This window comes from Psychrobacter sp. TWR1-1-1 (assembly GCF_049895865.1).
In the GTDB taxonomy this organism is placed as follows: Bacteria; Pseudomonadota; Gammaproteobacteria; order Pseudomonadales; family Moraxellaceae; genus Psychrobacter; species Psychrobacter immobilis_A.
Genome location: NZ_JAFCTE010000008.1, coordinates 136,421 through 149,832, shown reverse-complemented (window position 1 = coordinate 149,832; position 13,412 = coordinate 136,421). Strand labels below are relative to the sequence as shown.

Below are 13,412 nucleotides of genomic sequence, written 5' to 3'. Positions count from 1 at the left end.
CCTGCCGCTTCAATCAGCATGCGAACGGCGCGTTCTTTAATCTCAGGAGTATAGGTTTGTCTTTTCATTGTCGTATTCTCTCAGAATATTAGGTCTCCGACAATCCCGGGGCGGTTCATCCATCAGAAAATTTGAATTTACACTATTAAAGGCATCAATACATATCTTTAATTTTTTCGCTGTATCAGGGTCCTGTGAAAATATAAAATGCAGCTCATCAAGAGTCAGTGTTTGACATCTTGGGCAACCATCCGTGGTCACATCAACCTTCGGCGTTCCAGTCTGACCTCTATCTTCACTTGCTTGTGTTTTAATAGGATTTGATGGTTGCTTAGATTGTGATGAATTAGCAGAGTCAGAGTTATCTGATTCTTCATTGTTCTTTCTTTGGGTGGGCTTACTTGGAAAAGAACGAGGACTATCTGCTGATTCTCCCTCTTTAGTACCACTAACGGCATCATTGAAATCTTCAAACCCTTCTTTAAGACTGTCAGCTGCTTCTTTAAGGGCTTCTTGCGCTCTATCGATCAGTCCTTTTTCTTCATTATTAGGGCTATTAGAATTAGAGTTACTAGATGAATTTGGAGGAGTCGAGGGCTTCGCTGTCGGTTCAGCAGTAGAAGGGCGGGCTGAACTAATATCACGCAGCTTAATCGTCTGCCCAGATTTTAGTTTCTTAGGGTCTGTTATGCCATTGAGTCGTTTTAAATCTGCAACCGATACCCCACTTCTTGCTGATATACCTGAAAGGGTTTCATTTTTTCCTACGGTATGTTCATTTTTTAGTGATAAGTCACCATCTTTAGAACTATTTTGGGGACTTGAATCTGTGGAGGTTTTTTGCCTTGCTTTTGTGGGTGGTAATTTTAAAAAGTCCTTTGGTCGTATTTTGTAAGGCTCTTTTAAATTATTAAGTTGGGCTATTTGCTGCCACTTTACTCCATATATTTTGGCAATAGAGGATAAAGTTTCTTCAGCTTCAACTTCGTGAGTTTTTCTTAAATAGTCTCCTGCAGACCCTTCGAACATTTTAAGTTTAAATTTGTGCTTTGCAAAAGGAGCTTGCGCTTCGAATGTCATTTCCCTAATAGGTACGATAAGGTCTTTTATGATACTTACCATTGAACCATTACGAGGATCTTTTATAGATACATTAACGAGTGTACCTGCTGGTCTGGTTATCCATACCGTATATCCTCCAGCTATAGACGTTCCTGAACAAGCGGTTCGTCCATTTATCGTTACTATATGGTACAAGTCTTCCAGTGGCACTTTATACAAATCTACAAACTTTATTCTGAATTTTATAATTTTAGTATTACTCACGCATTAGACTCCTGCGAGTTCTTTATAGAAAATTAATTAGTAAATCTATAGTGGATAAATTTTTTAAATCAGTAGCACTACTATCAGATTATTAATAGTAAATCCACTGACTATCTACTTTATCACCGTCAATGGTTGTCAAGTAATAGTAAGTTGGTACTGAGGTATTGACCGTGATGAAGTAGTAGTTTTTATTATTATGAATAGCTACTTGATTAATATACATGGAATACTCTTTAGGCTCGTATTCGTCCACACAAGCAACATTGTCGTACTGATCAATAGAACAGTCGACGTTTCGATTTTCAGAAATTCTAGAAGGAATACTATCTACTATTTTTTTTAAATGCTTATCTGTTATAGGTATAAATTTGCTATTTTTATATTTGTCATTCAATGCAATAATATTTGAGTCATTAGTGATATCTTTGATTAGAATACAAGCTCTTTTTCTTGTTAATAATATATTTCGATCACTATTTGCAATGTTTGATGTCTCTCTTAGATCATAGGTTATTAGATCGTTACAATTGCTGATTTCAATCTTTCGGTCTAAATAATCAATATCTTTGAATTTGCCATCAATGAACTTGTCAATAAAAGTTAATTTATTATCTTTTTTTATTGGTTTTATGAATCCTGCAGTAAGTTCATTAATATTATAAATAGGAGTGTTTTCGATTGAATTGCCACTATCTAAATTTGAAGACAAAGAATCTTCTATGCTTGTAAAAGTATTAGGAATAGGCTCAATACTATCAGGTTGTATTTTCATACATCCTGATCCAAAAGCTAGTACAAACGATGAGGCAACCAAAATTAAAAAAGGTTTCATTTACTGTCTCAATTTCTGTTGTTGATCGGCTAGCAATAAAAGCTCTCTTACGTGCACATTTCTAGAATTACGAAGTTGTGGTCTATTTGATTCAGTAGCAGCAGATGCGAAATCTTTATTCTTAAGATGTCTATTAAAACTAGGAAATTTCGAAATACCTGTGCTAGATATCCCTAAGTTATAAGCCATATCTAAAATAGCTTCTTGAGCTGGGACTGGATAATTATCAAACTCTGAAAATGCTTCTCGAGCAGAATCGAGATTACCCTGAATATGAGCGAGTGTTATTGCTTTTGCATCTTCTTCTGTCATACGAATTGTTGTCAAAGATTCAAAATAAGATGCTCGACTATTGTTTCTACCGTGAGCCGAATTGTAAACTATACGCCACGCTTGTTTTATTTGAACATCGGTTGCTGATACATTTCCGATATAAAAAGGATATTTTGTCGCTTCATCCGCAGACGACAGCATTTTGCCATAGCCTACGGTTACAAGGCTTTTAGGTTCGGCGCTATCAAGATACATGTGATTGTAGAAGCCTTCCTCTTTTACAATTGCTTCAAAGACTTTGTTTAAGTCTAGGTCGTCAGCCTGCTCTAAAGCTAAATCATTCACATCTTCCTCTTCAGAAATATACGATACGCCCCAGTCGGTATCTCTAAAGCCCACATAGGCTTCAACCTCTTCTTCTTTATCACTAATAACGCGTGCGGTACGTCCATGCTCATCTAATACACCTTCTATCAGTTGCCCATCAGGTCGTAGCATCTGGAACTCGATATCTTCAAAATTGTGCTGATAAAACAAATCATAAACATCTAGCTTATTACTAAACAGTGGAACAGTTTCAGGCATCATCGGTAATGAATAATTAGCTCTTGCCCCACCCACCAAACCCTTCTTCACCGCTTTGATCTTAATCGTCCCCGGACACACCAGCTTAATACCACTGTCATCGATGGTAATAGAAGCCCCAGCTGACGTTTGCAGCTTAATCCGCTTCGGACTCGACACATTCACCTGTCCCGACTCACTACCAATCGTCATACCTCGCTGGCTGTGCAATTGCAACTCACCGCCCTGTGCCTGAATACCAATTGGCTCTCTATTGGCGCTGATATGTAAGCCTGATAGATCGACTTGACCGCCAACCCCTGAGAGCGAATCAATCGTATTGGCCGTCAGCGTATAATTGCCTGCTACCACATCCGACTGGGTACTGCCTGATTGCCTAACGATAGTCTTAGCCGTCCATAGGGTATTATTTGCTGACGCTAAGATACTATCTTTGATTGCTAGCAGTACATCCGCTGCGCCAAGTACTTCGGTATCTAGCGTCTCATCAATGATTTGCGCCGTACTTTTAAACCCTTCTATCGACGCTCGGGCATTACTGAGCGCTTCGGTCGATTGTAGATGCGCCTGCTTAGCCTCCGCTAACGTCTCACTCAGCTCAGCGCCTAGCTTAAGCTGTTGCTGTCCTGCATCATTGACCCACGCAGACTCATGTTCTGACTGGCTGTGTCTGATATCAAAGGTAGAGAGTAGCACACCCGTATCACCAGTGATTTGTAGCCCATGATCGGTGGCAACATTGATGCCTTGACCACTGTCATTTGATTGATGATTACTAAAGCGATGGCGTAGTGTACCCAATGCAACGATATGCTCATCAGGGGCAAAGGTGGTGCTAGGAGTGATGGTTGGTATTTCAGCATTGGCACGTGATCCTGTATTCACCGACCACTGCATTCCTATCTGGTTGGGCGTATCATCAAAGCTTAGGGTCACTTCAGACTCAGAAGTCAGCCCATATTGAGCAATACCAGAGATCCATCCACTATGAGTATCATCTTCATTAATTTGTGAATGACCCAAACCACCACCATGCCAACGAGGAGAAGATCCGCCTTGCAAGTTGTGTCTATTCGATAATCCAGGGTCACGAGTGGTGATGTCTTTGTCATCGACATCGCCCATACCGATACCGTCATAAAGCGATCTGCTAATCACAGGACTGTCTATATCACCGTACCAATGGTTAAGCAGCACCGACTGCCCAAGCCTTGGCGCAAACTGCCAACCATGCGTGCTACCCGATGACAGCTGCAATGAGCGCAGTGGCGGGGTAGTGCCATCATCATGAGGGCTGATACCTGACCAGACAGACGTAGTAATAGTTTGCTGTAGATTGTCAGTGCTGACACTTGAGTCATAGCTGGGGGAAGCTGATAAACCTGTGTCACCAGTACGAGCTTGGGCGAGACCCGTGTAAGTGCTACTGGCAAAGGATAAAGAACTGGGATAAGGGCAATAAGGAATAGCAGCGTCAAGTAATGTCGCTAATACCCAAACCCCAGTATCGCGGGCGATGTCAAAGCCATGATCGGGTATTGAAAAGTGATTGTGATTCATTGCATGACAGTGCATATGCTGAGCAGTGCGCTGTAACCACTGTTTGATAAATACTTGATGATGGTATGACACGCTATCGTTGTCAGGCTCAATACCGATTAAGGTAACCGCGATACAATGCGTGGATAAGCTACCAATAGAGGGTAGGTTATTGATACTCACTGGACTACTGACGCTCAGACCACGCAGGGCACCCGTCGCTTGATAAGTTTCGCGCTGACAGCGATTGGCAGATATCCATTGCTCTGCTATATAAGTAGCGGCGTCCTCGCTGTTCACGCGAGAGGGTGCACCAATTAATACCGTCGTGTCATCTATCGCAAGCAGTGACTCATCTACTGCTTGACCTTCATAAATGGTATCTGCCGCCAACCCATCTGCTCGTACTATTACCCTATCACTGCCAAGTTGCTGCGACCTCATTTGTAGCGTATTGACACTATCTTGACCTGATTGTACGGATGACTGAGCATAACTATAGGTCAGCGGTATGAGCTCGCCTGTGTCTAAACCATCAACCAACCACCACGTGCCAAGCTCATCAACGGAATTCCCTGACACCCATAAAGTCGATATACCAATATCAGCGAGCAGACCAGTAACAAATTCATAGTCGCTGACATCCGACTGTATACGCATGGATAAAGGTGCCGATAAACGTGCGGATGATTCATCATCTGATGACAAAAGAGACTCAGATATTTGCCAATTTAAATCGTAATCACTAAGGATGAGGGTAACAATATCGAGCGTCGATTGATTGATAAAACTGCGGGTATGTATCGACTGTGCCAACTGCCAATCGGGGCTAACAACTTCTAAAGTATAAAAGTGCATCGCGCCATCAGATTGCTGATAACGGATGCCGCGTATCAGCCCAGTACGACAGCTAGCGGTACGATCAGCGGAAAACGTGGTTAAGCATATCGGAGCATTGATTAATGATAAACAAGCGTTCGATTCGATAAAATTATAACTAAACACTAGTATGTCAATATTGTCAGATTGATTAATGCCGCTTGCACCGCAAAACGAAACAGGGTAAAAGGTGTTTATCGTTGGATTATCAGTATGAACGGTAATATTATGTAGACGATTGGTCTTAGAAGGCATAAGAAGGGTACCGTTACTGCGTATTTTATACCAAGAAAATGGCTTGGATGGGTGATTTACTAAATTATTTATTAAGAAAAGTATAGAGTTTATTGAAATATTGTCAAGTATATGTATAATCAACCTCATTGATTTTTTATGATTAATGAACTTTAGTTATATTTATTTCTTTTAAAAAATCTATCCTTTTATATTTTTAGTGATGATCCTGTTGTTATGAATCCTATTTATCGTACTAAACTTGCCACCGCAGGTCTGCTATCAGTCTTACTTAGCGCGTCTTTATTGACAGTAGGCTGTGGCACCACTGCTCAGAAAAATGTACAAACCACGGTCAGCAAACCAATAGTGAAGCAGTTGAGTGAGCCTTCGCTTGCCTATTTGTCAAACGGCAATCAACTTAGCAGTGAAGCGTGGATGACTATTGCCAAAAATAACTACGACGCAAAACGCTATGCACGGGCATTGAGAGCAGCTAATGAGGCTCTAAGCGTTGATAATGAAAGGCTTGATGCACGTCAGCTTGCCATGCTTTCAGCAGTTAAAGTGATGGAAAGTAATATTGATGCTTATCACGATAATAGTTTGATGAATAGTGGTGATAAGGCAACACTGAATGAAACGCTCACCAATATCACCACTTTAGTTAACGCGTCTAATTAAAATAATGTTGAGCAGGCACATGTATTTATCTCACACTAATAATGGCGAGCACCGACTTACAATGACCAGTATCAGAAGCAATATTAGAGTCAGTTTTACGCTATCCAAAGCGTTTTTGGCAGGTCTGTTCATCATGGGTTCAGCAATGACTACCGCCCATAGTGAGCTTGTCATACAAGAAAAAGACCCCGGTTCTAGCATCATAAATCAATTTTCGGCACTCAAAAATGCTGATGCAAAATCACCGCAACTGCATCAACTGGTCACGGATTTGAATCAAAGAGTATCTCGTAATCCTAATGACTCGCTAGCATGGGAGATTTTGGCGCAGATTTATTCTAACAATGGCTATCATGCTTATGCTGTTTACGCAGCCAGTGAAGCCATTGATCTGGGTCAAGGCACTGCTAAGCTAAAAAAGATACTACTCAATAGCAGCGCTATCGTCTCCCAAAGCCAGCTGCAATCAGATTATCTCACTGATGAAGTGGACGCAGCGTTTTTGAAGGAGTATCAGTACGCTTTAAGTAAAATATATGGTGATATCTATGGTTTCAATTACGATGAGTCTTTGCCGAAACCACCAGCGCCAGTCGTCAAGCCTAGAAGCGGTAGATCAGGCACTAAATCAAAACCTCAGCCCCACGTGTCTGTAAAAAAAGCATCGAAGCCTATTAAGAAAAAACCAGCCGTAAAAAAACCGCCACGACCACCAAAAGTTAAGCCTGTTACTAAACCTTCACCTACCAAAAAAAGTAACGCCGAATCGACTGATCCATTCAGTATATTGCGTTCAAACTAGACATTGCTGAGGTAACTTATTATGGCAAAGCAAGACAGTGTACAAAAGAAACTCGCAAAAGTACGTGCGCCTCGGGTGCATCTGACTTATGACGTTGAAGTAGGCGATGCGATCGAAACCAAGGAAATTCCTTTTGTCGTTGGCGTTTTGGGAGAGTTTTCAGGAGATTCCACCCTTGAACAACCACGCTTTAAGGACAAAAAGTTTGTCGAAGTGGACTTGGATACCTTTGATGAGGTGATGTCAGGTCTAGCACCGCGTGCGACCTTTCGAGTAGGCAATGACTTAAGTGATAAAGGTGGCGAATTCGCGGTTGATTTGGCATTTAATAGTATCAACGATTTTCGTCCTGAAGCGGTTGCTGATCAAATTGAGCCACTAAAGCAATTGGTACAAGCACGAGATCGCTTAGCAGATTTACGCAACAAAATATCAGCCAACGAAAAACTTGAAGACCTATTAGATGACGTGCTTAAAAATACTGAGCAAGTCAAAAAAATGGCGGAACAAAATCAAACCGACGGTGAGGATTAAACGATGAGTGCCCAAGCCCAGCAAAATCTAGCACCTGATGCGTTAAATAATGATAGTTACGACTTACTCGAAGAAATCGTCAATAAAAGTAACGTTGCCAAGTCTGATGACGAAAAAAATCGTGCCAAGTCGCAAATTGCAGAGCTTGCCAATGAAGTCATGCAAGGCACCGTAACGTTGTCAGATAATTTGGCTGCATCGATTGACGCGCGTATTGCCCAAATTGACGCATTGATCTCCAAGCAGCTGACCACCGTCATGCACGCGCCCGAGTTTCAAAAGCTAGAGTCCAGCTGGCGTGGCTTGCATTATTTATGTAGCCAGACTCCGTCGGAATCCATGCTAAAGATTCGTATGATGAATACTACGAAGCGCGAACTGACTAAAGATTTTCAATCGTCAATTGATTTTGATCAAAGCACGCTGTTTAAAAAAATATACGAAGAAGAGTTCGGTAGCTTCGGTGGTGAACCTTATGCCGCTATCGTTGGTGACTTTGAATTTACTCGCCAAAACTCAGACATGTATCTGCTTGAGCAATTGTCTCATGTTGCGGCCGCTTCTCATGCACCTTTTGTGTCGGCGGCTTCCGCTGAAATGTTTGGTCTCGACTCCTTTACCGACATTGGTCGCCCGCGAGATTTGTCAAAGATATTTGAAACCGCTGAATATATCCGCTGGCGCGCGTTCAGACAGTCAGAAGATGCGCGATATGTTGCGTTAACCGTGCCCAGCTTTTTAGGTCGTCTGCCTTACGATCCTAAAGATGGCACGGTGGTTGAAGGATTTAATTTTACGGAAGAAGTCTCTGGTAATAATCATGACGATTATCTATGGGTGAACGCAGCTTATGCCTTTGCTTCACGCTTGACGGCTGCTTTCTCTGACTATCGTTGGTGTGCTGCCATTCGCGGCGTTGAGGGTGGTGGCTTGGTTGAAGGGTTACCTGTTCATACCTTTAAGACGGATGAAGGGGATTTGGCACTTAAGTGTCCAACAGAAATCTCTATCACCGATCGCCGAGAAAAAGAGTTGAGCGACTTAGGATTTATCCCGTTAGTCCATTGCAAAAATACCAATTACGCTGCTTTTTTTGGCGCGCAATCCGTGCAAAAAGCCAAAACTTATCAAAACGATGATGCCAATGCCAATGCTGCGCTATCGACGCAGATCCAATACATTATGGCGGTGTCACGTATTGCCCATTACCTAAAAGCAATGATGCGCGATAAGGTAGGTAGCTTCTTAGCACCTGGTAATGTTGAGTCGTTTTTAAATGACTGGATTTCTCGTTATGTCTTGCTAGATGACGGCGCCTCACAAGAAGCAAAAGCCCAGTACCCACTGCGCGAAGCTTCTGTACAAGTTGTAGAAGTGCCGGGTAAGCCTGGTGTCTACAAGTCCGTGGTCTTTTTGAGACCACACTTTCAACTTGACGAATTGTCTGTTTCTTTGCGTCTGGTCACTCAACTGCCGCAATCTAGCAACAGCTAATCGTTTATTAAAAACTAACGTGAAATTTAAATTTTAAAAAAGGTATGTGATATGAAAGATATTTATATTCAGTTCCGCGGTAAATATAAAATTGATGGCGAGTCTCGTGATAGCGAGCATAAAGGTTGGCTTGAAGTAAATACTTGGGATCACTTGATCCGTCAGCCAAAATCAGCGACAGCAAGTAGCGTTGGTGGTCATACTTCTGAGCGTTGTGAGCATGCTGACATGACGTTTATGAAAGACTTGGACTCGACCAGCCCTAAACTATGGGAAGCGTGTTCTGCTGGTTATACTTTTGATGAGATCCAAATTGATTTTTATCGTGCCAACGGTGACAAACGCGTTAAATATCTTGAAGTAAAACTTAAGCATGCGCTGATCGCAAGTGTCGAGCCAACGGTACGTTCTGAAGGTGTACCAATCGAAAAAGTCGGTATCAAATATGCTGCTGTTGAGTGGACTTACACCCAGCAAGATATCGATGGTAGTGCTAAAGGTGCTGTGACTAAGAAATGGTCACTAGCCAATAACACTGCTACTTATACCGCCTAATTTAGGTTGTATCAGGTGTCATCTATTGTGTCGTACCGAAAAAGAAAGGTTTATATCTAGGCCTTTCTTTTTTGTTTGTTAAATAGGAATGATTATATCAATGAATTACGCCACTAACGCCTCTAACAAAGAAATTGGGTTTCGCCCAAATTTGTTCGAGCAGTTATTTGATGATCAGCCCCGTCATTTGTCGCATGAGCTCGTGGTTCGTCGTCTTAATATCGATGAGCTAAAGTCTTCGGTCGCACGAGACCTTGAAGCTTTATTAAATACGCGCTGTGTGGTGTCTAGTAGACTGCAAAAGTATCAGCATGTGCGCTCATCGATATTGAATTTTGGCATATTAGATTTTGTGGGACTCAGCAGTGCCAATCCTACTGACTGTGATTATATCTGTCGCCAAATCGCCCAAACAGTCGAGCAGCAAGATACCCGACTAAAAAACGTTCGCGTCTCGTTAGATATTGGCGCTGTTGATGTCAATCAACTGTGTTTTTCTATTGAAGCGTTATTAAAGGTTTATCCAGCACAAGAGCTGGTCAGTTTTGATGCGTTCTTTGAGCCAAGCTCTCAGCGTTACTTAATAAAATAATCATTATCCAATTAATAAAATAACTACTACCGCTCAATTTATACAGTTAGCAGCGATCAATATATTGAGGCGTCATGGACAGTTTACTTCCTTACTTTGAGCATGAGCTTAGCCTGTTTAATAAACAGTCAAAAGAGTTTGCTAAAAAATATCCCAAAATAGCCAATCGGTTGTTGATGGGGCACGATACCGTTGATGATCCGCATATAGAGCGGTTGATACAGGCTTTTTCGCTGATCAGTGCGCGCATCAATAAAAAATTGGACGATTCATACGCTGATTTTACCGAATCGCTATTAGAAGTCGTTTATCCCGATTATCTCAAACCTTTTCCATCGGTCTCTATTGCACAGTTCAATCTGGGCGTACAGGGCAATGCGATGAGCGAGGCAGTCTTAGTTCCTAAAAATAGTGCGTTCGCCAGCCAAAAAATAAATGGTACGCCTTGCCAGTTTCAGTCAACCCAAGATGTGACATTGCTGCCGCTACAGATAGACAGCGTCGACTTTGAGACGCGCCAAGAAGTGTATGACAATCAGCATGGACTGCTGAATGGCTGTATTAGTATCAAGTTTAAGGGTGTTAATCCGAGCTTTGACTATCAAGCCTTATTAAACCACTCGTTAGATTTGTATATAGACGAAGATGCCAGTCAGGGCGCCAGTCTATGGGATTTACTAGGCTGTGATATCAAGCAAACGCATCTGCATGGTAGGCAGGTCAATAAGATAACGGGCAGTCCGTTTGAGATTATAGGTTTCGATCCTGAGCAGCAGATTCTTCCGAGTCACCGCGTGAGTAATGCCGCCTCTGCCTTATTAAAAGAATACTTTTATTTTCCTGAAAAGTTCAATTTTTTGCGCCTTAATCTTGGCAAAGTTTGTCCAAATTTAAAGATCGATAGCAATAGCTTTGAGATTCGCTGTTATTTTAAGTTTGATAAAAAAAATACCATCCGCCTAAAAAACTTGCAGCAGCTCAGTGCCAGCAGTATCAAGCTGTTTTGCACGCCCGTCGTCAATTTATTCAAGGCGGCTGCTAAGCCCATTCAAGTTACCCATCGTTCGATCTATTACGATTTGGTGCCTGATACTCGTGCGCTGTTTCAACATGAAATCTATGAGGTTAATAAAGTCATAGAGTCGAAGCAAAGCGACAATCGCTTAATACAACGCGAGTACCATCCGTTTTATGCGCTCAATCATTATGAGCAGCAAGATGATGGTCGTTATTACCATATCAAACGTGATAAGGATATGGCTGAGTTCAAGCAGGGTTTTGAATATCAGATTATGTTTGTAGAAAAAAACCGCGAAGATTTAGCCGGTGCGGTGAGCATGAGTGCGTCTTTATTGTGTACCAATAGAGATTTGCCGGCTCAAGTGGTATTCGGTCAAAGCCGTGGCGATTTGTTTAGCGAAGGGATGACTGGCTTTAGCAGTTTGTCTTTATTAAAGCAGCCAACTCGGACTGCAAGGTTTGACTATACCGGTGAAGAGCGTTGGCGCTTGATATCGCTGATTAGCTTAAACTTTTTATCGCTTGCCGCCCAAGATGCTGAGCTGATGAAAGAGTATTTATCGCTGTATGATATTACGCAATCTGCCTCTAACAAATTGTTGGTTGAAGGTATTGTGTCTGTCGAAACCAGTATCGAAGCTCGACGTATTCAGCGCTTGCCACAGCCTGGTTTTGTGCGCGGTACACTGATCAATATTCAAATCAACCAAAAGAATTTTGCTGGAGTGAGTATCCGCCAGTTTGCCCATTTATTGGCGCATGTGTTTGGCTATCACGCCAGCTTAAATAGCTTTGTTGAAGTGTCCATTAGTGATGCCATTACTAAAGAGGAGATATACAGATGTCAGCCACGCAGCGGTCTCAGTCCTCTTATTTAACGGATCTCATGGCGGCGCCGCAATCCTACGAGTTATTGCAAGCACTACGTTTGGTTCGTCATGAAGTCAGTATGGGACATGCACCTATTGAGGTACGTTATCGTGCCTCGTTGTCATTGGCCTATCCGCAAGCAGAAATTGAGTCGATGGCGCTCATTGTTCAGGACAATATGGAAGATAGTGGCAGTTCAGTAAAGGATGATCAAGTAAAAACCAGTTCATTAAATACCAGACAGATAGAGGTTTATCCAGCAGTTATCGGATTGACTGGCCCGTTGTCAGCCTTGCCAGCGATGTATACCGACCATCTAGCCTCGCGAGTCAATCATGCAAAAGATAAGGCAGCACCAGCATTTTTAGATTTATTTAACCATCGATTGACGGATTTGTACGTGCAAGCGAGTTGGTTTTATAACTTGCCATTACAGTATGAGATAAATAATAAAAAAGACAACTATCTACTGAGCTTGCGGGCATTGGCGCGTCAGCCGAAGAAGCTAACCGCCATCGATAGCTTGATTGCCTATGCTGGCATGATCGCCCCAGGACGCCTGACAGCCGATCAGTTGTCACATGTACTGTCGCATTTTTTAGATAGCACCGTCAGTGTCGAGCAATTCGTACCGGAGTGGTTTGATCTACCAGCCAGTGAACAGACAGCACTTGGTGGTCAGCACGCTGCCCTTGGGTTGTCGGCGTTTTGCGGTGCGCGCGTCGTACAGTTTGATAGCAAGATTAGAATTGTGTTGCATCAGTTGGATGCCAAACGCTATTTAAGACTGTTACCAGCAGGGGATATGTATCAAGTCATTATTGATTTTATCCGTAAATGGTGCGGTGTTTGCTTGGCGGTCGAGATGCAACTCGAGTTAGACAAGCAATACATCACCCCGTTGTCATTATCAGAAAGTAATTTTGGTGGTTTGGGTCAGGGTGGGTTTTTGATATCGCAGCCTGCGACGCAGCATCATGATGACACTCGCTATGCGCTGCCGATTCAGTAGAAAGGTATTACTAAAAAAACACGGTTAATAGTTGTATATAAGCAGTTTTAAAGTGAATCAACTATAAATTACTTGTTTACTAATAATGCTCAATAGCTGCTCTAATTTTGTATATCAGTTTTATATTGCCGTTTAATAAAAATAATTTTATACCATTCATAGAAATTAGAGTGGCAAG

Annotated in this window: 11 protein-coding genes; 8 read left to right on the top strand and 3 right to left on the bottom strand. The window is 42.1% G+C overall.

All coding sequences use genetic code 11. From position 1 onward, the window contains the following. Window positions 1–42 precede the first annotated feature (42 nt). The 3 genes from ACP69U_RS09585 to ACP69U_RS09575 all read right to left on the bottom strand — a co-directional run bounded on the left by ACP69U_RS09585 (window position 43) and on the right by ACP69U_RS09575 (window position 5,692). On the bottom strand, window positions 43–1,326 hold the full coding sequence (locus tag ACP69U_RS09585) for a LysM peptidoglycan-binding domain-containing protein (protein ID WP_426138417.1): 1,284 nt from the start codon (window positions 1,324–1,326) through the stop codon (window positions 43–45). A 91-nt stretch (window positions 1,327–1,417) separates the two neighbouring features. Then, a complete protein-coding gene (locus ACP69U_RS09580) occupies window positions 1,418–2,161 on the bottom strand; it encodes a hypothetical protein (protein WP_426138416.1) in 744 nt (247 codons plus the stop codon). Continuing rightward, window positions 2,162–5,692: a DUF2345 domain-containing protein gene (locus tag ACP69U_RS09575; protein WP_426138415.1), complete on the bottom strand. Its 3,531-nt coding sequence runs from the start codon at window positions 5,690–5,692 to the stop codon at window positions 2,162–2,164. 216 nt (window positions 5,693–5,908) lie between these two features. Between ACP69U_RS09575 and ACP69U_RS09570 the strand changes: the two genes are divergently transcribed. The 8 genes from ACP69U_RS09570 to tssG all read left to right on the top strand — a co-directional run bounded on the left by ACP69U_RS09570 (window position 5,909) and on the right by tssG (window position 13,234). Beyond that, window positions 5,909–6,355, top strand: coding sequence for a hypothetical protein (locus ACP69U_RS09570; protein ID WP_426138414.1), 447 nt, complete (start codon window positions 5,909–5,911; stop codon window positions 6,353–6,355). Between the two features lie 61 nt (window positions 6,356–6,416). Continuing rightward, entirely contained in the window at window positions 6,417–7,157 is a 741-nt protein-coding gene (locus ACP69U_RS09565; protein ID WP_426138413.1) for a hypothetical protein, read from the top strand. Between the two features lie 21 nt (window positions 7,158–7,178). Then, a complete protein-coding gene (gene tssB / locus ACP69U_RS09560; protein WP_045451928.1) occupies window positions 7,179–7,691 on the top strand; it encodes a type VI secretion system contractile sheath small subunit in 513 nt (170 codons plus the stop codon). Window positions 7,692–7,694: 3 nt separating this feature from the next. Beyond that, window positions 7,695–9,185 (top strand): type VI secretion system contractile sheath large subunit, encoded by a 1,491-nt coding sequence (gene tssC, locus ACP69U_RS09555; protein WP_045451930.1) that lies wholly within the window; start codon window positions 7,695–7,697, stop codon window positions 9,183–9,185. 51 nt (window positions 9,186–9,236) lie between these two features. Then, window positions 9,237–9,740 carry an Hcp family type VI secretion system effector gene (locus ACP69U_RS09550; RefSeq protein ID WP_299189505.1) on the top strand — a complete coding sequence of 168 codons (504 nt, stop codon included), beginning with the start codon at window positions 9,237–9,239 and terminating at the stop codon, window positions 9,738–9,740. A gap of 100 nt (window positions 9,741–9,840) precedes the next feature. Continuing rightward, the gene (gene tssE, locus ACP69U_RS09545; protein WP_045451932.1) at window positions 9,841–10,332 is read left to right on the top strand and encodes a type VI secretion system baseplate subunit TssE; all 492 of its coding nucleotides are present in this window, start codon (window positions 9,841–9,843) and stop codon (window positions 10,330–10,332) included. A 74-nt stretch (window positions 10,333–10,406) separates the two neighbouring features. Further along, the gene (gene tssF, locus ACP69U_RS09540) at window positions 10,407–12,230 is read left to right on the top strand and encodes a type VI secretion system baseplate subunit TssF (RefSeq protein ID WP_426138412.1); all 1,824 of its coding nucleotides are present in this window, start codon (window positions 10,407–10,409) and stop codon (window positions 12,228–12,230) included. Next, on the top strand, window positions 12,194–13,234 hold the full coding sequence (tssG, locus tag ACP69U_RS09535; protein WP_426138411.1) for a type VI secretion system baseplate subunit TssG: 1,041 nt from the start codon (window positions 12,194–12,196) through the stop codon (window positions 13,232–13,234). Before tssF ends, tssG begins: the two co-directional genes overlap by 37 nt. The last annotated feature ends 178 nt before the right edge of the window (window positions 13,235–13,412 follow it).

What these genes read in the sequence shown, in the direction of transcription:
- tssG (WP_426138411.1), top strand. Translation starts at nt 12,194, where the DNA reads ATGTCAGCCACGCAGCGGTCTCAGTCCTCTTATTTAACGGATCTCATG.
- tssE (WP_045451932.1), top strand. Translation starts at nt 9,841, where the DNA reads ATGAATTACGCCACTAACGCCTCTAACAAAGAAATTGGGTTTCGCCCA.
- ACP69U_RS09565 (WP_426138413.1), top strand. Translation starts at nt 6,417, where the DNA reads ATGACCAGTATCAGAAGCAATATTAGAGTCAGTTTTACGCTATCCAAA.
- tssC (WP_045451930.1), top strand. Translation starts at nt 7,695, where the DNA reads ATGAGTGCCCAAGCCCAGCAAAATCTAGCACCTGATGCGTTAAATAAT.
- tssB (WP_045451928.1), top strand. Translation starts at nt 7,179, where the DNA reads ATGGCAAAGCAAGACAGTGTACAAAAGAAACTCGCAAAAGTACGTGCG.
- ACP69U_RS09570 (WP_426138414.1), top strand. Translation starts at nt 5,909, where the DNA reads ATGAATCCTATTTATCGTACTAAACTTGCCACCGCAGGTCTGCTATCA.
- ACP69U_RS09575 (WP_426138415.1), bottom strand. Translation starts at nt 5,692, where the DNA reads ATGCCTTCTAAGACCAATCGTCTACATAATATTACCGTTCATACTGAT.
- ACP69U_RS09550 (WP_299189505.1), top strand. Translation starts at nt 9,237, where the DNA reads ATGAAAGATATTTATATTCAGTTCCGCGGTAAATATAAAATTGATGGC.
- ACP69U_RS09580 (WP_426138416.1), bottom strand. Translation starts at nt 2,161, where the DNA reads ATGAAACCTTTTTTAATTTTGGTTGCCTCATCGTTTGTACTAGCTTTT.
- tssF (WP_426138412.1), top strand. Translation starts at nt 10,407, where the DNA reads ATGGACAGTTTACTTCCTTACTTTGAGCATGAGCTTAGCCTGTTTAAT.